Raw genomic sequence first — 26,836 nt, 5'->3', positions numbered from 1 at the left:
AGCGCGCCGGTGTATCGGGCGGGGAGGCGGATCCGAAGGGATCCGGGCGGCGCAGGGATGGTACGCATCATCGACAAGAGCCGGCTGCCGAGCCGGCATGTGACCGAGGGGCCCGAGCGCGCGCCTCACAGGTCCTATTACTATGCCATGGGCCTGACCCGGCAGCAGATGAGCCTGCCCTTCGTCGGCGTGGCCTCCTGCTGGAACGAGGCGGCACCCTGCAACATCTCGCTCATGCGCCAGGCGCAGGCGGTGAAGAAGGGCGTCGTCGCCGGTGGCGGCACCCCGCGGGAGTTCTGCACCATCACCGTGACCGACGGCATCGCCATGGGCCACCAGGGCATGAAGTCGTCCCTCGTCTCGCGCGAGGTGATCGCCGACAGCGTCGAGCTGACCATGCGCGGCCATGGCTACGACGCCCTCGTCGGGCTCGCCGGCTGCGACAAGTCTCTGCCCGGCATGATGATGGCAATGGTGCGCCTGAACGTGCCTTCCATTTTCATCTATGGCGGCTCCATCCTGCCCGGCACCTTCAAGGGCCGGCCGGTAACCGTTCAGGACGTGTTCGAGGCCGTCGGCAAGCACTCGGTCGGCGCCATGTCCACGGCCGACCTCGAAGAACTCGAGGCGGTCGCCTGCCCCTCGGCCGGGGCTTGCGGAGCCCAGTTCACCGCCAACACGATGGCGACGGTGTCCGAGGCCATCGGCCTCGCGCTGCCCTATTCGGCCGGCGCGCCTGCCCCCTACGAGATCCGCGACCAGTTCAGCATGACAGCCGGCGAGATGGTGATGGACCTCGTGGCCAGGCAGATCCGGCCGCGTGACATCGTGACCCGCAAGGCGCTGGAGAATGCAGCGACCGTCGTCGCCGCCTCCGGTGGCTCGACCAACGCCGCGCTGCACCTGCCTGCCATCGCGCACGAGGCCGGGATCGACTTCGACCTGTTCGAGGTGGCCGAGATCTTCCGCCGGACGCCCTACATCGCCGACCTGAAGCCGGGGGGACGCTATGTCGCCAAGGACATGTTCGAGGTCGGCGGCATCCCGCTGATGATGAAGACGCTGCTGGACCACGGCTACCTGCACGGCGATTGCATGACGGTGACCGGCCGCACGATGGCCGAGAACATGGCCGCAGTGGCCTGGAACCCCGACCAGGACGTGGTGCGGGCAGCCGACACGCCGATCACGCCCACGGGCGGCGTCGTCGGCCTGCGCGGCAACCTCGCCGTCGAGGGTGCGATCGTGAAAGTCGCCGGAATGCCGAGCGAGAACCAGCGCTTCCGCGGCCCCGCCCGCTGCTTCGACAGCGAGGAGGAGTGCTTCGAAGCGGTGAAGGAGCGCCGCTACAAGGAAGGCGACGTGCTCGTGATCCGCTACGAAGGCCCGCGCGGCGGACCCGGCATGCGCGAGATGCTGTCGACCACCTCCGCCCTCTACGGCCAGGGGATGGGTGACAAGGTCGCGCTGATCACCGACGGCCGGTTTTCGGGCGCCACGCGAGGCTTCTGCATCGGCCATGTCGGCCCCGAGGCGGCGGTCGGAGGCCCCATCGCACTGTTGCGTGATGGTGACATCATCGCAATCGACGCGATCGCCGGCACGCTCGATGTTGAGATCGACGACGCCGAGCTCGCCCGCCGCAAAAAGGACTGGAAGCCGCGCGAAACGGACTATGCGTCCGGGGCGCTGTGGAAGTACGCGCAGACCGTCGGACCCGCCTTCAGCGGAGCCGTCACGCACCCGGGCGCGAAGAGTGAAAAGCACTGCTATGCGGATCTCTGAAATCGCCTTCTCCGGCCTTGCCGCAGCAATTCTGCTGTGGCCGATGTCGGCGTCAGCGCTCGACCCGAATGCCCAGGCACCTGCAACCGCGGCCGTGCCGGTGGATGCCTTCAAGTCGACGCGCGAGGCGTTCAAGACCGGGATCCAGGACTACAATTCGGGCGACAAGGCCGGAGCCGCCAAGGCGCTGGAATATGCGGCCCAGCAGGGTCATCCGCTCGCCCGCTGGAAGCTCGGGCGCATGTATGCGGACGGTGACGGAGTTCCCCAGGACGATCTCAAGGCGTTCGAGCATTTTTCGAAGATCGCCGACGAGAATGCTGACGAATCTCCCGATTCCCAGAACGCATCGGTGGTGGCAAGCGCTTTCGTGGCGCTGGGCACCTATTATCTCGACGGGATCCCGAACAGCTACGTGAAGGCCAACCCGGCCCGGGCCCGCGACATGTTCTACTACGCGGCGTCCTACTTCAGGGACTCAGACGCGCAGTACAATCTCGCCCGCATGCTGATCGAGGGGAATGGCGGCCCCAAAGATCCCAGGCAGGCGATGCGCTGGCTGAACCTCGCGGCGGAGAAGGGCCACATGCCGGCGCAGGCCCTGCTCGGGCACCTGCTCTTCACCGGGGAAGGCGGGGCGCGGCAGCGGGCGCTTGGCCTGATGTGGCTCACCATCGCCCGCGACGCATCCGACAAGGACCGCGACAACTGGGTGCGCGACCTCTATGACCGCGCCTTCTCGCAGGCAGCCGATCCCGATCGGCAGGCGGCGCTCATGTATCTCGAGCAGCAGCTGCGCAAGCGGAACTAGGACGCACGGCGCGGCCGCTCCGCCTCAGATCAGCTGCAGTCCCTTCAGGCTGGAATGGCCCTGCCGGCCGACGATGATGTGGTCGTGCACCACGATCCCGAGCGGCTTCGCCACGGACGCGATTTCGCGTGTCATCGCCACGTCGGCGGAGGATGGCGTGGGGTCCCCGCTGGGGTGGTTGTGAACGAGGATCACGGCCGAGGCCGACAGCTCCAGGGCCCGCTTCACGACCTCGCGCGGATAGACAGGGGCATGGTCGACCGTGCCGGTCTGCTGCACCTCGTCGGCGATGAGCTGGTTCCGCTTGTCGAGGAACAGGATGCGGAATTGCTCGACGTTCGAGAACGCCATGGCGGCCCGGCAATAGTCGATGACCGCGGTCCAGGAGCCCAGCACGGTCCGTTTGGCGACCGCTCCGCGCGCGAGTTCCCGCCCGGCCGCCTCGACGATCTTGAGATCGAGCGCCGCCTGCTCGCCGATGCCCTCGAACTCCATCAGGCGCGTCACCGGGGCGCCGAGCACCTCGGCGAACGATCCGAAGGTGGCGAGGAGGTCCTTGGCGAGCGGCTTCACGTCGCGCTGGGGTATGGCCCTGAAGAGCACGAGTTCGAGGAGCTCGTACTCCTGCAAGGCTTCGCGCCCCGCGCGCATGAAGCGCGTTTTCAACCTCTGGCGGTGGCCGCGACGATGATCCTCCCCCGCTTCGTTCCGCTCGGGGGAGGAGTCGCGTGCCATGGCTGGTCAGGTCGCGGCGGGCGGGCCGTAGGGCGGCTGGTGCCAGCCCTTGGGCGACAGGGTGAAGATCTCCACCCCGGTCTCGGTCACGCCGACGGTGTGCTCGAACTGGGCGGACAGCGACCGGTCGCGTGTCACGGCGGTCCAGCCGTCGCCGAGCACCTTCACGTGCGGACGGCCGAGGTTGATCATCGGCTCGACGGTGAACAGCATGCCGGGCTTGAACGGGACGCCCTCGCGCGGACGCCCGTAGTGCAGGATGTTGGGCTCGTCATGAAAGAGCCGGCCGAGGCCATGCCCGCAGAAATCGCGCACCACCGAGCATCGCTCGGCTTCCGCGAAGCTCTGGATGGCGTGGCCGAGATCGCCGGTGGTCGCGCCCGGGCGGATCGCGGCGATGCCGCGCATCATCGCCTCGTAAGTCACTTCGACCAGCCGCGCGGCCCGGCGGGGAACCTCGCCGACATTGTACATGCGCGAGGAATCGCCGTGCCATCCATCGACGACGAGCGTCACGTCGATGTTGATGATGTCGCCTTCCCGCAGCGGCTTGTCGTTCGGGATGCCGTGGCAAACGACATGGTTGATCGACGTGCAGATCCCCTTGCGATAACCGCGATAGTTGAGTGGCGCGGGATAGGCGCCGTGGTCCATCGCGAACTCGAAGATCAGATCGTCGAGTACCTCGGTCGTCACACCGGGCTGAACCGCGGGGACGAGCAGGTCCAGCGCCTCGGCCGTCAGGCGCCCGGCCTTGCGCATTGCCTCAAAGGCCTCTGGCCCGTGAAGCTTGATCTCGCCCGCCTTGCGCCCGGACGTGGCTTCTGCATCGACGAAAGTCATCAGTCTCACATGGGCCAATCGGCGGCGCGATGCAAGAGTCGGACGCATTACGCGTGGCAGCACCCAGGCCCGCGAATGGCGGGCAGAGGCCGGGTGCCTGGCGGCTTCCGGTTCGGCTAAGATCCCGGGATGCCGCTCTACTTCGCCTACGGGCTCAACATGGACCGCCACGGCATGGCGCAGCGCTGTCCCGGGGCACGCCCGCTGGGCCTGGCACGGCTGCCGCGCCACCGCTTCGCCATCGCCGCCGACGGGTTCGCAACCGTCCTGCGCGACCCGCGCCGCACGGTACACGGCGTGCTGTGGGACTGCCGCCTTTCCGACATCAGCGCCCTCGACAGGTTCGAGCGCGTCGCGACAGGCCTGTACGTCAAGATCAGCCAGCCCGTGCTGCTGGAACACTCGCCCCGCCGTGCGCTGGTCTATGTCGCGAACAATACAGCGCAGGGCCGCGCCGCGCCGGGGTACCTCCAGGCAGTCCTCTTCGCCGCACGGGAGTGGGGCCTCGACGAGAACTACCTCTACGAACTCGAGCACGGCGAGCCTGCGCCGCGGCGGCCGGGGACGCCCCTGTTTCGTGCGCCGATGTGACCTGCGGCCCGGTCAGATGCCGAAAGCGGCGGGTTCCGTCGCTCCGAACACCTCCTCGAACCCGGCCCGCAGCACCGAATCGACCTCCGGCGTGGTGACGGGCAGCCCGAGGTCGACGAGGCTGGTCACCCCGTACAGGTCCTCCTGGATGCCACAGGGGACGATGCCGCCGAAATGCGAGAGGTCCGGCTCGACGTTGAGGCTGATGCCGTGGAACGTGACCCAGCGCCTGACCCTGATGCCAATCGCGGCAATCTTGTCCTCGGCGCCTTTCGCCTTGTCGGGCCGCCGCACCCACACGCCGACACGGTCCTCCCGGCGCTCGCCGCGGATGTTGAAGGCGCCAAGCGTGGCGATGATCCAGGCTTCCAGCGCGGCGACGAAGGCCCTCACGTCAGGCCCGCGCCGGTGCAGGTCCAGCATGACATAAGCCACTCGCTGGCCCGGGCCGTGGTAGGTGTACTGCCCTCCACGCCCGGTCTCGTGCACGGGAAAGCGGGCCTCCACGAGGTCGGAAGGCTTCGCCGAGGTGCCGGCCGTGTAGAGAGGAGGGTGCTCGACCAGCCAGACGAGTTCGGGCGCCAGTCCGTCGGCGATGGCCGAGGCACGCGCCTCCATGGCCGCGACCGCCGGCCCGTAGGGCACGAGGCCGTCGGACACGGCCCATTGCACCGGCGGCGAGCCAGGAGGGGCCGCGAAGCGGAAGGCGATGTCGTCGCGTGCGTTCACCGCGCATTAACCCTGTTGGGACCTACTCGGGCCAATTGCAGGAGAGTGCCGTGGCCACAGGTCTGGACAATGTAGGCGTCGACGTGTCGATCGTGCTCGGCCGCTGCCGCATGCCCATCCACCAGTTGCTGCGCATGGGCCGCGGTGCCGTGATCACCCTCGATTCCTCCGAGAATGACGAGGTCGAGATCCTCGCCAACGATCATCCCATCGCCCGTGGCATGGTGGTCGTCAACGGCAACACGATCACGGTGGAGATCAAGGAACTGCTTCGCCGGCCCGAAAGCGAGAGCCTCGACGCGTTGCAGGCCGAAACCGAAGACGCCTGAACGGTTTGTGCTGCAAACACCGGGTAATGTCCCTGCCGGGACGCAGCGCCCTTGTACACCCCAAATCGATCTGTTACACGGTGCCCCGCCGCGTCAGGGCCTACCTGTCGCAGCACCCCGCGGTCGTGGCGGAACTGGTAGACGCGCTAGCTTGAGGTGCTAGTTCTTTAACCGGAGTGGAGGTTCGAGTCCTCTCGACCGCACCAAATCTGGAGCGCAAGCTCCCGGCGGCGGCCAGGTTTTCGAACCTTGGCCGCCGTTTTGTTTTTGCGCAGCGGTTTCGTTCATCGGCCGTTGTCTTCAGCGTGCTGTTATCGCGTCGTCTGCCACCCCCAAGCCACGCAGTCCGCCGGAGGCCGCCATGCTCGACCTCGACTCGACGCTGCCCAAGGATGCGCGCGCCCTCGGCATCAGGGACGAGGATGGCGCACTCGTCGCCTCCTTCGTCGAGGAGGTGGCTCAGGCGGTCGCCGACGGAGACCGCGAGCGCGTGCGCGGGCTGGTTGCAGGCCTCCACGAGGCCGACCAGGGCGCGCTGCTGGAGGCGCTCGAGGCCGATGACCGGCCGCGCCTGATCGAGCTGCTCGGGGACGAGTTCGACTTCGCGGCCCTCACCGAGGTCGACGACAGCGTCCGCGAGGACATCCTCGACGAGCTCGACGCCGAGACGGTGGCAGAGGGCGTCAGGGATCTCGATTCCGACGACGCCGTCTACATCCTCGAGGACCTCGACCAGGACGATCGCGACGAAATCCTCGACGCGCTGCCCGCCAGTGAGCAGGTCGCTCTGCGCAAGAGCCTCGACTACGCCGAAGGCTCGGCCGGACGCCTGATGCAGACGTCACTCGTGGCGGTGCCGCCGTTCTGGACGGTGGATCGCACGATCAAGCACCTGCGCAACGCGCCGGATCTGCCCGACAGCTTCATGGAGGTGTTCGTCGTAGACCCCGGCCACCGCCTGCTCGGGCAAATCTTTCTCGACAGGCTGCTCCGCGGCCAGCGGCCGGTGCCTGTCGAAGCGCTGATGACCTCCGACCGGCGTCGCCTCCGGGTCACTGATCCGGCCGAAGAGGTGGCGCGGCTGTTTGAACGGTACAACCTCGTCTCGGCTCCCGTCGTCGACGAGGCCGACCGGCTCGTGGGCGTGATCACCATCGACGACATGGTGGACGTGCTGCAGGAAGAGGCGGACGACGAGATCAGGGCGCTCGGCGGTGTCAGCCCGGACGAAGAGCTCTCCGACACGGTCCTGCGCACGGTCCGGAGCCGCTTCGGCTGGCTGTTCGTGAACCTGCTCACGGCGTTCCTCGCGTCCTCCGTCCTCGGGCTCTTCGAGGCCACCTTGCAGAAGATGGTAGCGCTCGCGGTGCTGGCGCCCATCGTCGCCAGCCAGGGCGGCAACGCCGCGACACAGACCATGACGGTCGCGGTGCGTGCCCTTGCCATGCGGGAGCTGGGCACGGGCAACGCCCTGCGCGTCACGCTGCGCGAGACCTTCGTCGGCCTGCTCAACGGTGTGGGCTTCGGCATCCTGACGGGCCTGGTGGCGGCTTTCGTCTTCTCCGACTGGAACCTCGGCTTCGTTATCGGGCTCGCCATGGTGGTTAATCTCGTGGCGGGCGCGCTGGGCGGGATCCTCATCCCCATGGCGCTCGAGCGGTCCGGCGCGGACCCCGCAGTCTCGTCCGGCGTGTTCGTGACCACCGTCACCGATGTGGTTGGATTCTTTGCATTTTTGGGCATTGCGACGGCCTGGTTCGGGTTGTCGTAAGGCGGTTCTCCCGCCTCCGGTTGCCGCGAACCGGCGGCGATCCCTTTCCGAATTGTTAATCCCTTTGCTACATTCAATGGGCGAAGGCCCCGGCCGGACGTCGGGGCGGGATCCGGGCGACCATGACCACTCGCTTCCTTGCCGGCGCCGGAGCGCGCCTCGCGCGCAGCTGTGCCGCTGCGGTTCTCGGGCTGAGCCTCTTCACGGCAGGCTGCACGGCCATGCCGGACTACTATCCGGCAAAGAGCGACGCCAAGCCCCATCCGGGCGTGGCCAAGGCCAAGCGCTTCCCGATCCATGGCATCGACCTGTCGAAGTGGCAGGGCGAGGTGGACTGGCAGTCGATCCGCGAGGCCGGCACCAAGTTCGCCTACATCAAGGCGACGGAAGGCGGCGACCACCTCGACGAGAAGTTCGCCCTGAACTGGGCCAACGCGAAATACTATGGAGTTCCGCGCGGGGCATACCACTTCGTCTATTGGTGCCGCCCGGCCGAGGAGCAGGTGAACTGGTTCATCCAGCACATCCCCAACGAGCCCGATGCGCTGCCGCCGGTGCTCGACGTCGAGTGGAACGGGGATTCCAAGACCTGCCCGAAGAAGATCCCGCGCGAGCTGGCGCTGGAAAAGATGCGCATCATGCTCACCGCATTGGAGCGCCATACAGGCAAGAAGCCGGTCATCTACACCGACATCACGTTCCACAAGGACGTGCTGGAGGGCGAATTCCTGGACTATCCGTTCTGGATCCGCAGCGTGGCGGCCGAGCCGCACGAGCGCTACGAGAGCCGGCGCTGGGCCTTCTGGCAGTGGACCACAACCGGCCGCGTGCCGGGCGTGCGCGGCGACGTCGACCGCAACGTCTTCGCCGGAACGCCGGACCAGTGGGCTGACTTCGTCAATGCCAAGCCGGGCGAGGACATGTCGTCCGTCGTCGCGCTGGCCGACTGATCAGAACCAACGCCTGACTTTCCTGGCATAGGCCCGCCACTCCTCGCCGAACTTGCGCTCGAGGTACGATTCCTCGCGTGCAATGGCGAGCCAGGACACCGCCGTCACGGTGACCGGCAGAAGCAGCAGCAGCCAGCCCCACCGCAGCGCGAGGCCAAGGCCGGCGAGCGCGATGGTGTTGCCGACATAGATGGGATTGCGGCTGAACCTGTAGGGGCCGCGGGTGACCAGCGCCGCCGACGGGGCGTTGGGCAGGATCGTCGTCCTCGCCCGCCACAGCACGGCCATTGCCCAGACGTCGATCGCCAATCCGAGGCCGACAAGCACGAGCCCCGCTTCCACGGGCAGCGTGATCAGTGACAGGTCGAGCCACACGAACCTGTCGAATGTCTCCAGGAGCCACGCAATCAGGATGGCGGCGGCATATATGATCGGAGGCCATGGCAGGTCGTTCGGCCTGTCCCTCCTGTCCCTCGCCATCGACGCAACATCTCCCGCACTGCCGTGCGCGACACGATTCCGGTTCCGGCCGCCGCAGGCTCGGTTATCCTGCACAAAAGTCCGGCGTTGAGAATGGCATGCCGGGCAGGACACGGGAGCGCGACGAGATGCCCACAGCTGCGAACCCGTCCGGCGCAGGCTCGAACGCCCCGGCCACCTTCGATTTCGGCCTCGGCGAAACAGCCGACATGCTGCGCGAAACGGTGGCGGCCTTCGCGCAGGCCGAGATCGCGCCGCGGGCAGACGAGATCGACCGCACCAACACCTTTCCCCGCGACCTCTGGCCGCGCATGGGTGAACTCGGCCTGCACGGCATCACCGTGGAGGAAGACCATGGCGGCTCCGGCCTCGGCTACCTCGAGCATTGCGTGGCGATGGAGGAGGTGTCCCGGGCGTCCGCGTCCGTGGGCCTGAGCTACGGCGCGCATTCCAACCTCTGCGTCAACCAGATCCGCCGCAACGGCAGCGAGGAGCAGAAGCGGCGCTATTTGCCCGCGCTGATTTCCGGCGAGCATGTCGGCGCGCTCGCCATGTCGGAGCCGGGCGCGGGCTCGGACGTCGTCTCGATGCGCTGCAGGGCAGAGCGCAAGGGCGACCGGTTCGTCCTGAACGGCACGAAGATGTGGATCACCAACGGTCCCGTCGCCGACACGCTGGTCGTCTACGCCAAGACCGACCCGGATGCGGGGCCGCGCGGCATCAGCGCCTTCCTGATCGAGAAAGGCTTCGCCGGGTTCTCCACGCAACCCAAGCTCGACAAGCTCGGCATGCGCGGATCCGACACCTGCGAGCTCGTTTTCCAGGACTGCGAGGTGCCGGAGGAGAACGTGCTGGGCAGCGTGGGACGCGGGGTCAACGTGCTGATGTCCGGCCTCGACTACGAGCGCGCCGTTCTCGCCGCCGGCCCGCTCGGCATCATGCAGGCAGCGCTGGACGCGGTGATCCCCTACGTTCACGAGCGAAAGCAGTTCGGCCAGCCCATCGGCGAGTTCCAGCTGGTGCAGGGCAAGCTGGCGGACATGTATGTCGGGCTGAACGCCTGCCGGGCCTATGTCTATGCCGTCGCCCGGGCCTGCGATGCCGGGCGCACCACCCGGGAGGACGCGGCCGGTGCCATCCTCTACGCCGCCGAGAAAGCGACCAGGGTGGCGCTCGACGCCATCCAGCTCCTGGGCGGCAACGGCTACACCAACGACTACCCGGTGGCGCGCCTGCTGCGCGACGCCAAACTCTACGAGATCGGCGCCGGCACCAGCGAGATCAGGCGCATGCTGATCGGACGGGAGCTGTTCTCGAAGACGGGGTGATCAGCGTCTCAGCCCCTCCACGACGAAGCGCGCGATCTCGGCATGGATCTCCGCACGCGCCCGGCCATCGTCGTCACAAATCGGATCGAGCTCCTGTTCGGCTGCCAGGATCGCGTGCCCGTTCGGCCGGCACTCTCCCAGGAAGCTGAAATGAACTGCGCCAGCAACGTAGTGTTGGGTGGCGTGGGGAAGGTTCGCCATCAGCCGTTCGGTCGCGACCGCGGGCGGGACGCGCCCTTGGCTGCCCAGACTGATGACCGTCACGGGTACGGAGACGGATGAGAGGCTTTCGGGTGTCGCCGCGTGCGCGAGCCCAGGATCGATGGCAACGGCGCGGATGAAGCGTGGATCGCGCATGTCTCCCTCGAACCGTGCGTCGAGACGGCGCAGGTCGACGGCTTTCTTCAACCAGTTGCATTCCGAGATCAGGGGGCGCTCCGGCCAGTCCCGGTCGCAATAGTTCGCGTAGTCGGCTGCGTTCATGCGGACGCCTACGCTGGCGAGAGCCGTGAAGCCCCCGAGTGAGAAGCCGGCCACGCTGACATTGGACGGATCGACCATCCGGGACAGGGAGGCGTCGGCGAGCACGGCGTCGAGGAGGCGCGACAGGTCGGCCGGCCGCTCCCAGATCCGCATCGTATCGGCCGGGCGTGAATCCCCGCTGGTCGTTCCGGGATGGTTTGGGGCAACGACGACGAACCCTTCCCGGGCCAGGGCCGCGCCGAGCCAGGCAAGGTTGGGAGCGTTGCCCCCGGAGCCGTGGGACATCAGAACCAGGGCGTGACGGCCCGGCTCCGGCGTGGCTCCTTCCCGCATGGGCTCGCCTACGAAAAGGGGATTGGCGCCGACGTCGACGAGCCGGCCGTCGGCCTCAGCCGGGAAGAAGAGCTGAACATCGAGCGGCCGGTCACGATGCGCGACTTTCATCTGGAGTGATTGGACCCCCGGCTCTGCGGCAATGGCGACGGGGCATGCCGCGAGGCCGGCAAGAGCGGCGAGGACGGCGAGGCTGGCGAGGTGGCGTTGCATGGGTGGCTCCGGCGAAGGTCGGGAGTTGCCGCTCCATCCGGCCTCGCAAGCCGCCGGTCGCGCGACCTCGATCGTGTTCGAGGTCGCCCGCGATCGCGGCTTCGGTCACAGTGCCGGTCATTCCATTGCCGACGTGACCCATGCTGTTTCTGCCGATCTCCTTCGTCACAGCCTTTCTCATCGTGCTGTTCCTGGTCCGGCTCCGGAGTGACCTGCGGTCCACCGGTCCGCTGTTGCCCGCTCTCTTGACTCTGCTGACCTGCCTCGCGGTCCTCCACGGCCTGCGCTGGGGCTATGGCGTCACCAGGTTGATGCCGCTGCAGATCGCCTTGGCCCTCGCCGTTCCGCCGCTGGCGTATCTCGCGCTCGTGCGGTTGGGCGAGACACTGCCCGGCCGGGATCTGGTCCACGCCGTCCCGCCGCTGGCGGCACTGCTCGCCGGTTCCGTCTGGCCCGCCATCAACGATGTCACGATCCCCGCCATCGCGCTCGCCTATTCCGTTGCGGTCGGCCGGCTGGCGCTGCGCGGATCGGACGGCCTTCCCGGCACGCGGTTGAGCGAAGGGCGGCTGGCCGAGAACGCCGTGTGGGTTTGTGCCGGAAGCCTCGCCGTCTCGGGTCTGATCGATGCGGCCGTCGCCATCGACTTCGCGGTGGGCGGGCAGAGAGTCGGCCTGTTGGTCACAGCGGCCCAGGCCGCCGGGGTTTTCGCGGCGGCGCTGGCCGTCGCCGCGGCCGGCCGGACGGCCCCTCGAGCCGAGGACGCGATCGTGGAACCGGCCTTGGCGATCCCGACCGAGGACGAGCAGGCGCTCGTCGCTCGCCTCCGGGAGCTCGTGCTGGCCCATGAACTCCATAAGCAGCCCGACCTCACCCTCAACCGTCTTGCCCGGCGCGCCCGGGTTCCCGCCCGGCACGTGTCGCAAGCGGTCAACCGGGTCCGCGGGGAGAGCGTGTCCAGGTTCCTGAACCGGCTGCGCGTCGAGGAGGCCTGCGCTCTCCTCGCCGCCGGAGACGATCCCGTCACCGAAGTCATGCTGGCGTCGGGATTTCAGACCAAGTCCAACTTCAACCGCGCCTTCAAGGAGGTGACGGGCATGGGGCCGGCGGAGTGGCGCCAGAAAGCATCGCCTGCTCGCACCATGGCAATTCCGCCCTCGACACCCGCTGCATCGACTGGTTCTCTCTCCCGTCCCCCAAGGAGACCAGCCCCATGATCACCCTCTACGGCCGCCTGAATTCCCTCAACGTGCAGAAGGTCGTCTTCGCGCTCGGCGAGGTCGGTGTGCCCTATGAGCGCATCGATGCGGGGCTTTCGTTCGGCATCGTCGACACGACGGAATACCGGGCGATGAACCCGAACGGGCTGGTGCCGACGCTGAAGGACGGGGATCTCGTCCTGTGGGAATCGAACGCCATCGTGCGCTATCTCGCGGCGAAGTACTCGGTGGATTCGCTCTGGCCGTCGGATCCTGCCGATCGGGCGCCGCAGGATGCGTGGATGGACTGGCAGGCCCAGCACTGGCAGTCGGCGGTGGGTCCCGCCTTCCTGCACCTGATCCGCACTCCGGCGGAGAAGCGTGACATGGACCTGGTCGAGCGCTCGCGACAGGCGGCAGACCGGCTCGCGGGCATCCTCGACGCTGCGCTGGCCGGGCGCGAGTGGCTGGGCGGGGCGCGGCCGGGGCTCGGCGACATCGCGCTCGGGCCGCTGGCGCATCGCTGGCTCAATCTGCCGGTCGCGCGGACGCCGCGGCCTGATCTCGAGCGCTGGTACGGCGCCATCGCGGCGCGCCCGGCGGCGGAGCCGTTTCTGGGACTGCCGCTGACCTGACGCTTGCGCAGCACGGGCATGGCTGACGTGCCGCTGCCGCCTTGGCGGGACTTGCCGCAGCGGCCACACTGACGGTCCGACACCAGGAGACTTCCCCCATGACCCGGCCCATCATCGTCGAGGCGAACGGCGCACACATTCCCGCCATCGGTCTCGGCACCTACAAGCTTGCCGGAGACCAGTGCGTGCAGGCGGTCGCAGCTGCCTTGAAAGCCGGCTACCGCCACATCGACGCGGCGTCGATGTACGGCAACGAGGCGCTGGTGGGGGAAGGGCTGCGCGCCGGCGGCGTGCCGCGCGAGGATGTCTTCGTCACCACGAAGGTGTGGACCGAGGACATCGCCGACGGCGACCTGCAGCGCTCCGCCGAAGCCAGCCTGAAGCGGCTGGGCCTCGACCAGGTCGACCTGCTGCTGATCCACTGGCCGAACGCCGGGATCCCACTGGCCTCCTCCATCAAAGGCCTGGTGGATGCCAGGCGGAAAGGGCTCACCCGGCATATCGGCGTGTCCAACTTCACCGTGGCGCTGCTGGACGAAGCGGTTGGGCTGTCTTCCGAGCCTCTGGTGGCCAACCAGTGCGAGCACCATCCGCTCCTCGACCAGACGAAGGTCGCGGCCGCCTGCGCCCGGCACGGGCTCGCCTTCACGGCCTATTCGCCGCTCGGCCGGGGCGAATTGCCGGACAACCCGGTGATCACGCGGATCGCCGGGGCGCACGGCAAGACGGGAGCCCAGGTGATCCTGCGCTGGCATGTGCAGCAGGGCCATGTCGCGATTCCGAAATCGGGCACGCCATCCCGGATCGCGGCGAACTACGACATCTGGGACTTCGCGCTGTCGGCTGAGGACATGGCCGCCATCTCGGGGCTCGCGCGCCCGGATGGGCGCATGATAAGGCCCTCCTTCGCCCCTGCCTGGGACAGCTGACGACACGGAGCCGTGCATGAGTGATGACCTGCCGCCCCTCGACGCCGAGACCCTCGCCATCCTTCAGGGCGTCTCGACGGCCACGGTCACGACGCTGCTCCTGAAGAAGGGGCTGCGCTCGCTGTGGATGCGGGGCCCGCGCCCGCTCGGCCCTGCGGCGGCGGGACGGCGGATCGCCGGCCGGGCTTTCACGCTGCGCTTCGTGCCGGCGCGCGAGGATTTGGCGACGCCGGAATCCTGGGCCTCGCCCCGCTCCACGCGCGGGGCGATCGAGGCCATGCCTAAAGGCTGCATCGCCGTTGCCGGCACGGCCGGTTGCGTCGATGCCGGCATCTTCGGCGACATTCTCGCTCTGCGCATGGCCAAGCGCGGCGTGGCTGCCCTGGTCACCGACGGCTGCGTGCGGGACGCGGCCGGGGTTTCCGAGACGGGACTGCCGGTCTGGAGCCAGGGCGCGGCGGCCCCGCCCTCCGTCGCGGGGCTCACCTTCGTCGGTTGGCAGGAGCCGGTGGGATGCGGAGGCGTGGCGGTCTTCCCGGGCGACGTGATCGTCGCGGACGGGGACGGGGCGGTCTGCATCCCGGCCGCCTATCTCGACACGGTGTTGGCCGACGGCCCCGAGCAGGAACGCCTGGAAGCCTGGATCGCGGCCGAGGTCGAGCGCGGCGTTCCGCTGCCGGGGCTCTACCCCGCGAACGCCGAGACCAGGGCGCGCTACGAGGCCAGCAAGGGCGGGAGCTGAGGCAGCTTCGGGGGGGCGGACGCTCGGCATGTACTTCCTCGCTTCGAAGACGATCTGGGCGCTCACGGCGCCCACGACGTTCCTCCTGCTGCTGACCGCGCTCGGCATCCTGCTCGCGATCCTCGGAAAGCGCCGGGCGGGCCTGTGGCTGGCCGGCGTCGGCATGGCCGTGACCCTGTTTGTCGCGATGTTTCCGGTCGGCCCCGAGGTCGCTCGGGTGATCGAGGAGCGTTTCCCGGCATGCACCGAGCCCGACAGGATCGACGGCGTGATCGTGCTGGGCGGCGCAGTGGACCCGATCACGATGCGGGACCGAAAGCAGCTCTCCCTCAACGAGGCGGCAGAGCGCATGATCGCCATGGCGGACATCGCCCGCAGGCATCCCGACTGGCGTGTCGTCTTCACCGGCGGCTCGGCCGCAATCCTGACGGAGAAGCTGGGGGAAGCCGAGGCGATCGAGCCCTATCTCGGCCAGCTCGGAATCGCGCCCGGCCGCATCCTGCTCGAAGGCAAGTCCAGGAACACGTACGAAAATGCGCTGTTCACCGCCGAACTCCTGAAGCCGCAGCCCGGCCAGCGCTTCATGCTGGTTACGTCGGCATTGCACATGGCGCGTTCGGTTGGTCTTTTCCGCAAGGCCGGCTTCGACGTGCTGCCGTGCCCCGTCGACTACATCACTGCGACCAGCGGCCCCGGGTTCATCCCGAGCGGAGGATTTTCCGACAATCTGCGCCGCCTCGACGGCGCGATGCGCGAGGTGATGGGGCTCATGGCCGCCCGCATGCTCGGGCAGACGGATACCCTGTTTCCCGCGCCGTGAGGGCGTTCAGTCCGCGTCGGGCAAGGCGAGCCGGTAGACGCCCCTGAAATCGTCGGGGTCGACCGGCTTGCCCTTGCGGCGGATGCTGATGCGCCCCTCATGCGCCAGCGCGACCGCCACCTTGCGGACGGGCTTCATCAGCGGTCCCCAGCCGTCCGGGTGATCGCCGCCGATGGCGCGCGCGACCTCCGACGGGCAGATGGTCTTGCCGGGCCCTCGCTCGGCGGCGAGGGCGACCATGGTGTCGGCGATGAGAGCCGTGTCGGCGGGGGCGGGCTTGTCTGTCATGGAGCAGGTCGTGCGCCAGCCTGCCGGGTGCGTCAAGCCGGGGGGTGCTCGCCGGCGGTGACCGCGTCGATCAGCCCGTCGCCCCAGAGCTGGCGGCGCGCCATGACGAAGAGCACGCCCGCAGTCGCCACGATCAGGATGATGGGCGAGATGAACCAGCCGAGATAGCCAAGGGCGAAGAAGAAAGCGCGCTGGCCGCGGTTGAAATGGCGGCCCGCCGCCGTGGTCATCACGGTCACGCGCCGGACATGGGCCTGCGTGGCGGGAGAACTTGCGGTCTCGAAGGGCGGGGTCGCGCCCAGCAGGATGGCGGCATAGTTGAAGATCCTGTAGCTCCACGCGAACTTGAAGAACGCGTAGACGAAGATCACGACCAGCCCCACCGTCTTCATTTCCCACAAGGCCCTCGACGTGGCGATGCCGAAGGGCAGGTCGGAGAAGATGCGCACGATGTCCTCGGCGCCGCGCAGCAGCGTCAGCGCACCGCCGACGGCCAGGAGCGAGGTGGAAGCGAAGAAGGCCGTCCCGTTCTGCAGGCTGGCCATGATCTGCGTGTCGATGATGCGGACTTCCCGGCGGGCCATCTCCTCCATCCAGGATTGCCGCCAGCCGTGCATGACGTGGTTCAGCGTGCGCCGGCGCAGCGGGCCCACCTCCAATGCGATCGAATAGCCGAACCAGGCGGCGATGAAGAAGGCGAGGGCGGAGAAGTCGAGGACGGTGAAGGCCATGGTGGCGAGCATGCCGTGCCGGTCCTCTCCCGGGCAAGTCACCCTGCGCCGTTTGACGGGGAGGGAACGGTCGCGTCATCTTCCCGCGGCTCGTGGAGGACGTCATGGCCCAGACCATCACCAACGGATACAAGGCGCTGCTGGCGGAAGCGGAGGCGGTTGTCGAGACGCTGCCGGTGGAGGATGCGGTTGCGCTGGCCGGCCGGGAGGACGTCGTGCTCGTCGATTTGCGCGACCCCCGCGAGCAGGAGCGCGAGGGCGTGGTGCCCGGCGCCTTCCATTGCCCGCGCGGCATGCTGGAATTCTGGATCGATCCGGAAAGCCCGTACCACAAGCCGGTTTTCGCGCAGGACAAGCGGTTCGTCTTCTTCTGCGCCGGCGGGTGGCGTTCGGCGCTGGCCGCGAAGACCGCCCAGGAGATGGGCCTGAAGCCCGTCGCCCACATTCGCGGCGGCTTCGGTGCCTGGAAGAAGGCGGGCGGACCGGTTTCAGGCGGACCGGCCTGAGCGTTTGGCAGGGCAGGGAGCCTGGGGCATGCTTGCGCGCGCCGTGGTGGGCGATTCCCGCTCGCCGATCGGCTGCGTGCCGGGTGAACCGTGCCTGTTCTCGCCTCGACCTTCGATCCCTCGCTCCCCGACGCCCGCGCCAACGCTGAGGGCTGGGCTGCGCTCGCCGCCGACCTGAGGGCGAAGCGCGCCGAGGCCGCCGAGGGTGGTCCGCCGCGGGCCAGGGAGAAGCACGTCTCCCGCGGCAAGCTTCTCCCGCGCGAGCGCGTGATGCGGCTGCTCGATCCGGGCTCGCCCTTTCTGGAGATCGGCTCCCTCGCGGCGCTCGGCGTCTATGACGAGCCGATCCACGGCGCCGGCATGATCGCCGGCATCGGCCGGGTCAGCGGGCGCGAGGTCATGGTGGTCTGCAACGACAGCACCATCAAGGGCGGCACCTACTTCCCGCTCACGGTGAAGAAGCATCTGAGAGCGCAGGAGATTGCTCGCGAAAATCGGTTGCCCTGCGTCTACCTCGTCGACAGCGGAGGCGCCAACCTGCCGCACCAGACGGAGGTATTCCCGGACCGGGAGCACTTCGGCCGTATCTTCTACAATCAGGCGACGATGTCTGCCGCCGGGATTCCGCAGGTCGCGGCCGTGCTCGGCTCCTGCACGGCGGGCGGGGCGTATGTGCCCGCGCTCTCGGACGAGACCGTCATCGTCCGTGGGCAGGGCACGATCTTCCTTGGCGGGCCGCCGCTGGTGAAGGCTGCGACGGGGGAGGTCGTCACCGCCGAGGATCTCGGCGGCGGGGAACTGCACGCGTCCGTGTCCGGGGTCGCGGACCATCTGGCCGAGGACGACGCGCACGCGCTGGAGATCGTCCGTCGGATCGTGGCGGGCCTGAACCGGACCAAGGCTCCGTCGCTGGCGCTGGAGGAACCGGAGCCTCCTGCTCTCGACCCGGCCGATCTCGAGCGCCTCGTGCCGCTCGACCTGCGCAAGCAGTATGACGTGCGCGAGGTCATCGCGCGCCTCGTCGACGGATCCCGTTTCGACGAGTTCAAGGCGCTCTACGGCGCCACCCTGGTGACCGGCTTCGCGCGGCTGCACGGGATGCCCGTCGGCATCCTCGCCAACAACGGCATACTCTTCTCGGAAAGCGCGCTGAAGGGCGCGCACTTCATCGAGCTGTGCTGCCAGCGGGGGATCCCGCTGCTTTTCCTGCAGAACATCGCCGGGTTCATGGTGGGGCGCGAGGCGGAGGCCGGGGGCATCGCCAAGGACGGGGCGAAGCTGGTGGCCGCCGTGGCCTGCGCGGCCGTGCCCAAGGTCACCGTGATCATCGGCGGCTCGTTTGGTGCCGGCAATTACGGCATGTGCGGGCGGGCCTATTCGCCCCGCTTCCTCTTCGCCTGGCCGAACGCGCGCATTTCGGTGATGGGCGGTGAGCAGGCCGCGAGCGTGCTCGCCACCATCCGCCGCGACGCGATCGAGGCGGAAGGCCGGACCTGGCCGGCGCGCGAGGAAGAGGCGTTCAAGGCGCCGATCCGCTCCAGGTACGAGCAGGAGGGCCATCCCTACCATGCCACCGCGCGCCTGTGGGACGACGGCATCATCCTGCCCACCGAGACGCGGCGAACCCTCGCTTTGGCCTTCTCCGCCTGCCTCAACGCGCCCGTGCCCGAGACGCGGTTCGGGGTCTTCCGGATGTAACGGCTGCTCCTCACATTTTCTCAGATCGCTTCCCGGACCCTCCCCATGTTCTCCTCGGTCCTGATCGCCAATCGTGGCGAGATCGCCTGCCGGATCATCCGCACCGCCCGGCGAATGGGCATGCGCACGATCGCCGTCCATTCCGATGCCGATGCTGGCGCGCTTTTCGTCCGCGAGGCGGACGAGGCTTGGCCGATCGGACCCGCGTCGCCTGCGCTGAGCTACCTCTCCGTCGAGCGCATCATCGAAGCCGGGCAGCGCAGCCGGGCGGAATGCGTGCATCCCGGCTACGGCTTCCTCTCGGAAAACGCGGCCTTCGCCGAGGCCTGCGCGGCGGCGGGGCTCGTCTTCGTCGGCCCGCCGCCCGCGGCGATCAGGGCGATGGGCCTGAAGGATGCCGCCAAGACGCTGGTTGAGAAGGCGGGCGTACCCGTGGTGCCCGGCTATCACGGGCAGCGGCAGGACGCCTCCTTCCTGCGGGAGAGGGCGGGGAACATCGGCTTTCCCGTGCTCATCAAGGCCGTGGCTGGCGGGGGCGGCAAGGGCATGCGCCGCGTCGACCGGCTGATCGACTTCGAGGAGGCGCTCGCCGGCGCCCAGCGCGAGGCACAGGCCGCCTTCGGCGATCCCCGCGTGCTGATCGAGCGCTACGTCCGCAGCCCCCGCCACATCGAGATCCAGGTAATGGCGGACGGGCACGGCAACGCGGTCCACCTCTGGGAACGCGACTGTTCGCTGCAGCGCAGGCACCAGAAGGTGATCGAGGAGGCGCCTGCCCCGGGCATGCCCGCCCCGGTCCGTGCCGCGATGGGCGAGGCGGCCGTGCGGGCTGCGCGTGCCGTCGGCTATGCCGGCGCAGGCACGGTGGAGTTCATCGTCGACGGGTCGCGTTCCCTCTCTGCCGAAGGCTTCTTCTTCATGGAGATGAACACCCGGCTACAGGTGGAGCACCCCGTCACGGAAGCGATCACCGGGCTCGACCTGGTGGAACTGCAGTTCCGGGTGGCGGCGGGCGAGCCGCTGTCCTTCAGCCAGGAGGATGTCGCGGTCGATGGCCATGCCGTCGAGGCCCGCCTGTATGCCGAGGATCCCGCGGCCGGGTTTTTGCCCTCGGCCGGAAAGCTCCACGCCTTCGAGATGCCCCAGGGCGACGGGATCCGCGTCGATGCCGGCTACGCCTCGGGTGACGTGGTGCCGTCCGACTACGATCCCATGCTGGCGAAGATCGTCGCCCATGGCGCGACCCGGGAGCAGGCGCTGGATCGGCTTGCGGATGCCCTGGCCGGCACCTTTGTGGCCGGCCCTAGGACGAACCTCGCACTCCTCGAAGCGCTCTGCCGGTCTCCCGACATGCGCGCAGGGCGGATCGATACGGGGTTCGTGGAGCGCCATGCGTCCACCCTGGCTGCGCCCGGTCCGGTGCCCGGCGGCGCCATTGCCGCGGCAGCCGCGGGGCTGCTGGGCGGCATGGACCGGGCCGGGCGGCAGGTGACCAGCCACGACCCGTGGGACCTCGCGGACGGCTTCCAGCTGGCTGGCCCCTGGCGGCGTGGACAGCCTCTCCTGGTCGACGGGGAGCCCGTCGAGGCCGTGCTTGAAGCGGGACAGGACGGGCTGGCCCTCAGTGTCGCCGGCGAACGCGCGACGGATGCAGGAGCCTTTCGTACCATCAGGGCCGGGGACGAGGTGCTGGTCGTTGCAGGGGGGCGGCAGGCGTCGGTGAGGCTCCGGCTCCCGGGTGCCAGCGGACCGGCTGCTGGAGGGGCCACTCAGGGTTCGGTGAAGGCGCCGATGCACGGGCGTGTGGTCGCCGTCTATGTGGAGGACGGAGACAGTGTCGAAGCCGGGGAGCGAATCGCCGTCGTCGAGGCAATGAAGATGGAGCACACGCTCGTGGCGCCCCGGGCCGGCACGGTCGAGAACCTGTCCGCCAGCGCTGGCAAGCAGGTCGCTCAGGGCGAGGTGATCTGCGTCGTAGCCGTCACCTGACACGGTCCCGCCCGCCTTTTTGCACGCCCCCGCTTTTCCACAGCGCGGCGTCTTGGCGGTTGGCGGCGCAGGGCAAGCGGGCTAGGGATCGCGCATGGCTCTGCATCTCCTGAAGCTGTGCGTCGGCTGCGAATCGATCTCGGATCTCGAAGGCTGGATCGACGAATCGATGGCGTTGTTCCGACGCCTCGGACGGCCCGAGGAGCAGGTGCACACAACCCGGATGATCCCCAAGCGCACGGACGAGTTGCTCGACGGCGGCTCCCTGTTCTGGGTGATCAAGGGCCAGCTGGCCTGCCGGCAGGAGCTCGTGGCCATCCGGCCATTCACTGACGGAGAGGGCATCCAGCGCTGCCATCTCGTCCTCCGGCCGACGGTCATCCCGGTGGACCCGCGGCCGTGCCGCCCCTTCCAGGGATGGCGATACCTGACCACCAAGGATGCACCCTCCGATCTCGGCCGCGGGGCGAGCGGGCTGGGGGCGCTGCCGGAAACGCTCCGGCGGGAGCTGGTGGAACTCGGCCTGCTGTGAGATTTTCGCAACACGTCGTGCGGCAGCTTCGACCCGCTGAGTCCACGCCTCAATCTCTCCTTGTTTCTGGCTCCTCACTGGCTCTGCAAACCGGGGGCGGCCGATCAATGCGAGCGATTCTCAACAGGGCAGGACTGGCAGCGCTGATCGGCTTGGCGGCTCCGGCCGCGGCTCCGGCGCAGTCCTGCTCCGTGACCGAAGTCGCTCCGGGCGTGAAGATGCGGACGTCCAACTGCCCAGGTCTGGCCCGTCCCGCAGCCGTTCGCAGGTCGGCGGAACCGCTGGCGCTCGCCGCGCCCGAGCCCCGCATAAGCGAGCCATTCAATGTCATCGGCCCGCGGTCCTGGCCGGCCGATCGATCCGGCAACTTCCGCGTCCGGCAGTAGACGCGCCGTCGTTTCGCCGTCTTCCGACCACCTCCCGCCACGTGACCGCTGAATTTTGGGCACGAGCGCGCGTTCTCCTGCATGCAGGAGGATGAGCGTCATGGTGATCGGAGAGACCGAGGGCATACGGTTCAGGTTCGAGGTGGTGGAGAGCATCGACGGATTTTCGGTCCGGCGCACCCATCGCGAGGCGGTGGACTGCGGTGAAGAAGCGGAGATCCTGTTCCGCACGGCCCAGGCCGCGTTCGCCTATGCCGAACTGGCGGCGTTGCAGGATCGCGTCGACGCAGGCGATCCGGACGAACTTCCAGGCGATACCATCGCTACGTACCGGCTCGTCACCGCACGTTTTGCCCGGCTTCGCGACGACCTTGGAGACCACGGCGTCTCCGGCGCACTGTTGGGCGCCTGGATGCGCGCCGAGGCCCGCGAGCGCCAGCGCCAGGTTCATTGACGAGGCGGCCTGCCCCGGACTCACAGCCGCACCCATTGCATTCGTCGCCGCTGTCGCCAATCTAGCCGTTGAACGGGCGGCACGATGAGCAGCGACGACAGGACACCGGCAAAGCAGGGCGACAGGAGCGGGCGGTCGGTCGATTCGCGTCCGCGCAGCGAGGCTGTTGCCGCGTTTCTGGACAAGGCCAAAACCGTTGCCCCCGCCGGGCGGCGCGGGCGACTGGTCTTCGCGCTCGACGCGACGATGAGCCGGCAGCCGACATGGGATGCGGCCTGCACGCTCCAGGCGGGTATGTTCCGGGAGACCTCCGCCATCGGCGGGCTTGACGTCCAGCTGGTCTATTTCCGCGGCTTCAACGAGTGCCGGGCGTCCCGCTGGGTCGGCGACGCTGCCTCACTGACGGGGCTCATGACGCGGATCGCCTGCCAGGGCGGCCACACCCAGATCGGCAAGGTGCTCTCGCATGTGCGCGACGAATCGAAGGCGCGCAACATTGCGGCGCTCGTCTTTGTCGGCGACGCCATGGAGGAGAAGCTCGACCACCTCTGCCATCTCGCGGGCGAGCTGGGACTCCTTGGCGTCAAGGCATTCATGTTCCAGGAAGGCGGAGATCCGGCAGCGACCGCTGCCTTCCGCGAGGTTGCCCGCCTGACCGGCGGGGCACATGCGCCCTTCGACGTGGGCTCGGCGGCGCGGCTCGGAGCGCTCTTGCGGGCGGCTGCCGCCTATGCCGCCGGTGGACGGGCGGCACTCGAGACGCTGGCGCGCAGCGACGGCGAGGCGCGGCTCCTGCTCGGGCAGATGCGGTGAGGCGCGCGTGACCTTTATTATGGGTGTGGTCGGCGTCGCGCTGCTGTGGTGGCTGCTGAAAAGCTACACCAAGGCGAACCCGAAATTTCTCGCGCCCGTGTTCCGCAAGGCCGGTGGCGTTGCGCTGCTGGCTGCGGCGGCCTTCCTCGCGCTCCGCGGCCGGCTGGACGCCGCGCTGTTCATCGGGCCGTTCGGTGCCATGCTGCTGGGGGTGCGCGGGTTCTCAATTCCGGGCTTCGGTCAGCGAACGACGGCGACCCCCGGCCAGCAGTCCCGCGTCAGGTCGGCGCTGATCGAGATGGTTCTGGACCACGATACGGGCGACCTGTCCGGCCGCGTGCTGGCCGGCCCGCTCGAAGGCCGGGAGCTCGACAGCCTCGGGCGGGCCGACCTCGCCTCACTGGCGCGCATGTGCGGTGACAGCGACCCGGACGGGATGCGGCTGCTAGAGGCTTATCTCGACCGCAGGTTTCCCGGCTGGCGTGAGACAGCTGAGGCGAACGGCGATGCGGGGGCCGGCAGGCAGGAGAGCCCGTTCAAGCCCGCTGCGCTCACCGAACAGGAGGCCTATGAGGTCCTTGGCCTTGCCCCGGGGGCGAGCGCCGACGACATCCGCACGGCGCATCGCTCTCTGATGAAGAAACTTCATCCCGACCAGGGGGGGTCGACGTATCTCGCGACCCGCGTCAACCTCGCCAAGGACGTACTCTTGAGCCGGCATCGCTGAACTCCACACGCGTGACCCGGTCCCCGTCTCTCGACCCGGCGGCCTCCGGGGGAAGGGCCGCCGCTTTACTCGATCGGCTGATCAGCCGCCGCGGGCGGCGAAGCAGGAGAAGCCCGTCTTCTGCAGGGCCTTGCAGGCGACCTGCGCGTCTCCTTCGTCGAAGCCTGAGAAGCGGGCCCGGTACAGGGTCGAGCTGCCCTTCTTGACCTTCTCTGTGAACGGCTCGGCCTTGGCGAGAACGCCACGCCCCTTGCTGCGGGCCCGGTCCAGGATGTCCTTGGCCTTGTCCTCGTCGTCCGTTGCGCCAAGCTGGATGATCCAGCCCGACGAGGCGGAGCGGGGGCGCTCGGTCTTGTCGGCCGGGCGCACAGCCATCTTTGCGTCGACCTTCGCTTCGACTTTGGCGAGCGGCGCGGGATCGGCGTCGAGGCGCGCGACCTTCGTCAGGCCTCCTGCCGCCGGTGTCTTGCCGGCCGGCCCTGCGACCCACTTCATGCCGCTGGAGGATGGTGTCGTGGTGGAGGCCCCGCCGGCGGCCGAGGCGACGACCGGGCGGGCAGCAGAAGGCTCGATCACCTTCACGCGGGGCAGGGAGGCCGTCGTCGTCTGGTCGTCGTCGCTGTAGGCGGCGACCTTGAGGGTCCTGGCAGCCTCGCGGACGGGCGTGGCCGGCACCTGGGCGGCCGCTACGACGGCCGGCTCGGGCGCGGGATCGCTCTCCGCCACGGCGGGAGCAGTACGGCCACCCGCATAGGCGCGGCCGGTATAGGTCTGCAGGAGGCTCGCCATCTGCATGTCGCGCGACGCGGCGGAACGGCCGCCGAGCACGACGGCCACGACGTGGCGGCCCTCGGTCCGGATGGAGGTCAGCAGGTTGAAGCCCGACATTCGCGTATAGCCGGTCTTGATGCCGTCCATGCCGTCGACGCGGCCGAGCAGCCGGTTGTGGTTGCGGATGCTGGATCCCCGGTAGGCAAACGTCCGGGTCGAGAAATACGGGTAGTAGCGCGGGAACCGGTCCTGGATGGCACGGCCGAGGGTGACGAGGTCGCGCGCCGTGGTCACCTGCTCGGGATCGGGCAGACCCGAGGCGTTGCGGTAAACCGTGCGGGTCATGCCGAGTTCGCGCGCCTTGCGCGTCATCATTTCGGCGAAGGCATCCTCGGAGCCGCCGATGTTCTCGGCCACGGTCACGGCGACGTCGTTCGCCGACTTCGTGACGAGGGCACGGATCGCGTCCTCGACCTCGATCGTCGAACCCGGGCGCAGGCCCAGCTTAGAGGGCGCCTGGCGGGACGCGAAGTCGGACACGTTGAGTTCGGAATCGAGACGCAGCTTGCCGCGATCGAGCTGCTCGAAGAGCAGGTAGAGGGTCATCACCTTGGTGATGGACGCGGGATGGCGCAGCGCGTCCTCGCTCTCCGCGTAGAGGGTGCGGCCGGTATTGGCGTCCACCACCATGGCGGAGTAGGGCGGGTTGTATCCCCCTCCGGCGGGAGAGCGGGCCTTGCGGCGGGCAGCTTCCGCTGGTGCGGCGACGGCGGTCACCGCGATTGCGGCCGCCAGGACCATGGATGCCAGGACGCCGAAACGCACCTTGCCGCTACGCACTTCCGCCATTGTCTGTCCCCGTGTTGTTGCGGCCAGGCGGGCCGGGACCGCGTTGCGGCAGGACGGGGCTCGCAGGCCCTGTCGCATCCGCGGCACAGGGTCTGACGCTATCGGGACGGGGTTACGGGCTGGTTAAGCAGGGCTTGATGGGATCGGCCCGATTTGAGCTTTTGTGCACTGCACAAAAACCGCTTGACTCTCTTTGTGCGCTGCACATATTAGGGCCACCAACGGCCGCCGGGCGTAGCGTTCAACCGGGCCGGCCGTTGGAGCGGTCGCGCGGGGCGACCCGACGAAAGGTTACTACGATGGCTACCCAGTTCGAAGATTTCCAGAAGCTCGCCAAGGACAATGTCGACTTGGCCGTGAAGAGCCTCGGTCAGACGACTAAGTCGTACCAGGCGATCGCGACCGAGACCGCCGACTACTCGAAGAAGGCCTTCGAGGTCACCTCGGCCGCTGCCGAGAAGCTGGCCGGCGTGAAGACGCTCGACAAGGCTTTCGAGATTCAGTCCGACTACATGAAGTCCGCCTACGAGGGCTTCGTGAGCTACGCATCGAAGGTCGGCGAGCTCTACACCAACCTCGTCAAGGACGCGGTGAAGCCCTACGAGGGCATGATCGCCAAGGCGACGACGGTCGCCAAGTAAGCGCTTTCGAAGCGCATCGGGCGCCGGACCTCGGTCCGGCAAACCCGACGGGGCGACCTCGGTTGTCCCTCCCGATGGGTCCGGCAATGCCGGACCCTTTGTCGTTTCTGGACAGACGAGCGCGAGCCGGGCGGTTCCCCATGACGCATGCGGGGAAAAGTCTCGCGCAATTCATCGCCGGGGCGCTGGCGAACCGGTGCACGGGGCTATAGATTAGTCGGACAGGCCGGTGCGGGGCCATGGCTAGCCATGGCCGTGGACGGTCAGCCAAGGACTCGCACGCCCTCGATGGATCTCAAGCTGCTCCTGCCCGACGTCGTCCTCCGCATCAAGCGCGCCTACTGGCGCGGCCGCACCCTGGCCGCTGGCCTGTGGCGGGCAGACGCGGTGCGGATGGCCGAACGGCGTCGCGGTCCGGTCCGCCCGGGAGACGGCGGCTCGGGTACGGCGGTCATCACCCAGACACGGACGCGGACGAAGCGTCCGCATTTGTACCGGGTGTTGCTGCTCAACGACGACTACACGCCGATGGAATTCGTGGTGCACGTCCTGCAGCGTTTTTTCAACAAGGACGCGGACGAAGCCACGCGGATCATGCTCCACGTCCACCAGCACGGCGTTGGGGAATGCGGCGTGTTTACCTACGAAATCGCGGAGACCAAGGTGACGCTCGTGATGGACTTCGCGCGCAAGCACCAGCATCCTCTGCAATGCGTCATGGAAAAGAAGTGAAAGGCTGGGCCTC

29 protein-coding genes and 1 tRNA gene are annotated in these 26,836 nt (G+C 68.4%); 22 read left to right on the top strand and 8 right to left on the bottom strand.

What is annotated here, in order from left to right:
* Positions 1-57 precede the first annotated feature (57 nt).
* Both ilvD and AC5JCN_RS08505 read left to right on the top strand, forming a co-directional pair.
* A complete protein-coding gene (gene ilvD / locus AC5JCN_RS08510; RefSeq protein WP_495754604.1) occupies positions 58-1,785 on the top strand; it encodes a dihydroxy-acid dehydratase in 1,728 nt (575 codons plus the stop codon).
* The gene (locus AC5JCN_RS08505; protein ID WP_495754603.1) at positions 1,772-2,596 is read left to right on the top strand and encodes a tetratricopeptide repeat protein; all 825 of its coding nucleotides are present in this window, start codon (positions 1,772-1,774) and stop codon (positions 2,594-2,596) included. The genes ilvD and AC5JCN_RS08505 overlap by 14 nt, the downstream gene beginning before the upstream one ends.
* Before the next feature lie 24 nt (positions 2,597-2,620).
* Here AC5JCN_RS08505 and radC read toward each other — a convergent pair whose 3' ends face one another.
* Both radC and map read right to left on the bottom strand, forming a co-directional pair.
* Positions 2,621-3,331 carry a RadC family protein gene (gene radC, locus AC5JCN_RS08500; RefSeq protein WP_495754602.1) on the bottom strand — a complete coding sequence of 237 codons (711 nt, stop codon included), beginning with the start codon at positions 3,329-3,331 and terminating at the stop codon, positions 2,621-2,623.
* Positions 3,332-3,337: 6 nt separating this feature from the next.
* Positions 3,338-4,174, bottom strand: coding sequence for a type I methionyl aminopeptidase (gene map, locus AC5JCN_RS08495; protein WP_495754601.1), 837 nt, complete (start codon positions 4,172-4,174; stop codon positions 3,338-3,340).
* Between the two features lie 129 nt (positions 4,175-4,303).
* Here map and AC5JCN_RS08490 point away from each other — a divergent pair, with 129 nt between their 5' ends.
* Positions 4,304-4,765 carry a gamma-glutamylcyclotransferase family protein gene (locus AC5JCN_RS08490; protein ID WP_495754600.1) on the top strand — a complete coding sequence of 154 codons (462 nt, stop codon included), beginning with the start codon at positions 4,304-4,306 and terminating at the stop codon, positions 4,763-4,765.
* A 12-nt stretch (positions 4,766-4,777) separates the two neighbouring features.
* Here AC5JCN_RS08490 and lipB read toward each other — a convergent pair whose 3' ends face one another.
* Positions 4,778-5,494 carry a lipoyl(octanoyl) transferase LipB gene (lipB, locus tag AC5JCN_RS08485; RefSeq protein ID WP_495754599.1) on the bottom strand — a complete coding sequence of 239 codons (717 nt, stop codon included), beginning with the start codon at positions 5,492-5,494 and terminating at the stop codon, positions 4,778-4,780.
* 50 nt (positions 5,495-5,544) lie between these two features.
* Here lipB and AC5JCN_RS08480 point away from each other — a divergent pair, with 50 nt between their 5' ends.
* The 4 genes from AC5JCN_RS08480 to AC5JCN_RS08465 all read left to right on the top strand — a co-directional run bounded on the left by AC5JCN_RS08480 (position 5,545) and on the right by AC5JCN_RS08465 (position 8,544).
* Positions 5,545-5,823, top strand: coding sequence for a FliM/FliN family flagellar motor switch protein (locus AC5JCN_RS08480; protein WP_495754598.1), 279 nt, complete (start codon positions 5,545-5,547; stop codon positions 5,821-5,823).
* 119 nt (positions 5,824-5,942) lie between these two features.
* Positions 5,943-6,029: transfer RNA gene (locus AC5JCN_RS08475), tRNA-Leu, on the top strand.
* Positions 6,030-6,184: 155 nt separating this feature from the next.
* The gene (mgtE, locus tag AC5JCN_RS08470; RefSeq protein ID WP_495754597.1) at positions 6,185-7,594 is read left to right on the top strand and encodes a magnesium transporter; all 1,410 of its coding nucleotides are present in this window, start codon (positions 6,185-6,187) and stop codon (positions 7,592-7,594) included.
* A 122-nt stretch (positions 7,595-7,716) separates the two neighbouring features.
* Positions 7,717-8,544, top strand: coding sequence for a glycoside hydrolase family 25 protein (locus tag AC5JCN_RS08465; protein ID WP_495754596.1), 828 nt, complete (start codon positions 7,717-7,719; stop codon positions 8,542-8,544).
* On the opposite strand, the gene AC5JCN_RS08460 is transcribed toward AC5JCN_RS08465, so the two are convergent.
* A complete protein-coding gene (locus tag AC5JCN_RS08460; RefSeq protein ID WP_495754595.1) occupies positions 8,545-9,024 on the bottom strand; it encodes a methyltransferase family protein in 480 nt (159 codons plus the stop codon).
* Between the two features lie 128 nt (positions 9,025-9,152).
* On the opposite strand from AC5JCN_RS08460, the gene AC5JCN_RS08455 reads away from it, so the two are divergent.
* Entirely contained in the window at positions 9,153-10,352 is a 1,200-nt protein-coding gene (locus tag AC5JCN_RS08455; protein WP_495754594.1) for an isovaleryl-CoA dehydrogenase, read from the top strand.
* Here the strand turns inward: AC5JCN_RS08455 and AC5JCN_RS08450 are convergent, their stop codons facing one another.
* Positions 10,353-11,381 (bottom strand): alpha/beta hydrolase family protein, encoded by a 1,029-nt coding sequence (locus AC5JCN_RS08450; RefSeq protein ID WP_495754593.1) that lies wholly within the window; start codon positions 11,379-11,381, stop codon positions 10,353-10,355.
* A gap of 140 nt (positions 11,382-11,521) precedes the next feature.
* Here AC5JCN_RS08450 and AC5JCN_RS08445 point away from each other — a divergent pair, with 140 nt between their 5' ends.
* The 5 genes from AC5JCN_RS08445 to AC5JCN_RS08425 all read left to right on the top strand — a co-directional run bounded on the left by AC5JCN_RS08445 (position 11,522) and on the right by AC5JCN_RS08425 (position 15,706).
* A complete protein-coding gene (locus AC5JCN_RS08445) occupies positions 11,522-12,598 on the top strand; it encodes a helix-turn-helix domain-containing protein (RefSeq protein ID WP_495754592.1) in 1,077 nt (358 codons plus the stop codon).
* Positions 12,595-13,215 (top strand): glutathione S-transferase family protein, encoded by a 621-nt coding sequence (locus AC5JCN_RS08440; protein ID WP_495754591.1) that lies wholly within the window; start codon positions 12,595-12,597, stop codon positions 13,213-13,215. The genes AC5JCN_RS08445 and AC5JCN_RS08440 overlap by 4 nt, the downstream gene beginning before the upstream one ends.
* Positions 13,216-13,313: 98 nt before the next feature.
* On the top strand, positions 13,314-14,144 hold the full coding sequence (locus AC5JCN_RS08435; protein WP_495754590.1) for an aldo/keto reductase: 831 nt from the start codon (positions 13,314-13,316) through the stop codon (positions 14,142-14,144).
* A 16-nt stretch (positions 14,145-14,160) separates the two neighbouring features.
* On the top strand, positions 14,161-14,886 hold the full coding sequence (locus tag AC5JCN_RS08430; protein ID WP_495754589.1) for a ribonuclease activity regulator RraA: 726 nt from the start codon (positions 14,161-14,163) through the stop codon (positions 14,884-14,886).
* A 28-nt stretch (positions 14,887-14,914) separates the two neighbouring features.
* Positions 14,915-15,706, top strand: coding sequence for a YdcF family protein (locus AC5JCN_RS08425; protein WP_495754588.1), 792 nt, complete (start codon positions 14,915-14,917; stop codon positions 15,704-15,706).
* Between the two features lie 6 nt (positions 15,707-15,712).
* Here AC5JCN_RS08425 and AC5JCN_RS08420 read toward each other — a convergent pair whose 3' ends face one another.
* Positions 15,713-15,994 carry a DUF3253 domain-containing protein gene (locus AC5JCN_RS08420; protein WP_495754587.1) on the bottom strand — a complete coding sequence of 94 codons (282 nt, stop codon included), beginning with the start codon at positions 15,992-15,994 and terminating at the stop codon, positions 15,713-15,715.
* Positions 15,995-16,026: 32 nt separating this feature from the next.
* A complete protein-coding gene (locus AC5JCN_RS08415; RefSeq protein ID WP_495754586.1) occupies positions 16,027-16,737 on the bottom strand; it encodes a DUF599 domain-containing protein in 711 nt (236 codons plus the stop codon).
* Positions 16,738-16,829: 92 nt separating this feature from the next.
* Here AC5JCN_RS08415 and AC5JCN_RS08410 point away from each other — a divergent pair, with 92 nt between their 5' ends.
* The 7 genes from AC5JCN_RS08410 to AC5JCN_RS08380 all read left to right on the top strand — a co-directional run bounded on the left by AC5JCN_RS08410 (position 16,830) and on the right by AC5JCN_RS08380 (position 23,830).
* Positions 16,830-17,231, top strand: coding sequence for a rhodanese-like domain-containing protein (locus AC5JCN_RS08410; protein ID WP_495754585.1), 402 nt, complete (start codon positions 16,830-16,832; stop codon positions 17,229-17,231).
* Between the two features lie 90 nt (positions 17,232-17,321).
* Positions 17,322-18,929: a carboxyl transferase domain-containing protein gene (locus AC5JCN_RS08405; RefSeq protein WP_495754584.1), complete on the top strand. Its 1,608-nt coding sequence runs from the start codon at positions 17,322-17,324 to the stop codon at positions 18,927-18,929.
* A gap of 45 nt (positions 18,930-18,974) precedes the next feature.
* Positions 18,975-20,918, top strand: coding sequence for an acetyl/propionyl/methylcrotonyl-CoA carboxylase subunit alpha (locus AC5JCN_RS08400; RefSeq protein ID WP_495754583.1), 1,944 nt, complete (start codon positions 18,975-18,977; stop codon positions 20,916-20,918).
* A 94-nt stretch (positions 20,919-21,012) separates the two neighbouring features.
* Positions 21,013-21,450, top strand: coding sequence for a DUF1489 family protein (locus AC5JCN_RS08395; protein WP_495754582.1), 438 nt, complete (start codon positions 21,013-21,015; stop codon positions 21,448-21,450).
* A gap of 486 nt (positions 21,451-21,936) precedes the next feature.
* Entirely contained in the window at positions 21,937-22,290 is a 354-nt protein-coding gene (locus AC5JCN_RS08390; protein ID WP_495754581.1) for a hypothetical protein, read from the top strand.
* A gap of 84 nt (positions 22,291-22,374) precedes the next feature.
* Positions 22,375-23,103 (top strand): VWA domain-containing protein, encoded by a 729-nt coding sequence (locus AC5JCN_RS08385; protein ID WP_495754580.1) that lies wholly within the window; start codon positions 22,375-22,377, stop codon positions 23,101-23,103.
* Positions 23,104-23,110: 7 nt separating this feature from the next.
* Positions 23,111-23,830, top strand: coding sequence for a DnaJ domain-containing protein (locus tag AC5JCN_RS08380; RefSeq protein ID WP_495754579.1), 720 nt, complete (start codon positions 23,111-23,113; stop codon positions 23,828-23,830).
* A gap of 81 nt (positions 23,831-23,911) precedes the next feature.
* Here the strand turns inward: AC5JCN_RS08380 and AC5JCN_RS08375 are convergent, their stop codons facing one another.
* Positions 23,912-25,450, bottom strand: a complete 1,539-nt coding sequence (locus tag AC5JCN_RS08375) for a serine hydrolase (protein WP_495754578.1) — start codon at positions 25,448-25,450, stop codon at positions 23,912-23,914.
* A 299-nt stretch (positions 25,451-25,749) separates the two neighbouring features.
* Here AC5JCN_RS08375 and AC5JCN_RS08370 point away from each other — a divergent pair, with 299 nt between their 5' ends.
* Both AC5JCN_RS08370 and clpS read left to right on the top strand, forming a co-directional pair.
* Entirely contained in the window at positions 25,750-26,091 is a 342-nt protein-coding gene (locus AC5JCN_RS08370) for a phasin family protein (protein WP_495754577.1), read from the top strand.
* A gap of 393 nt (positions 26,092-26,484) precedes the next feature.
* Positions 26,485-26,823, top strand: a complete 339-nt coding sequence (gene clpS, locus AC5JCN_RS08365) for an ATP-dependent Clp protease adapter ClpS (RefSeq protein ID WP_495754950.1) — start codon at positions 26,485-26,487, stop codon at positions 26,821-26,823.
* The last annotated feature ends 13 nt before the right edge of the window (positions 26,824-26,836 follow it).

The sequence above is a fragment of the Alsobacter sp. genome (assembly GCF_059501845.1).
The sequence above is the reverse complement of the archived record's forward strand: the minus strand, read 5'-3'. Positions and strand labels throughout refer to the sequence as shown.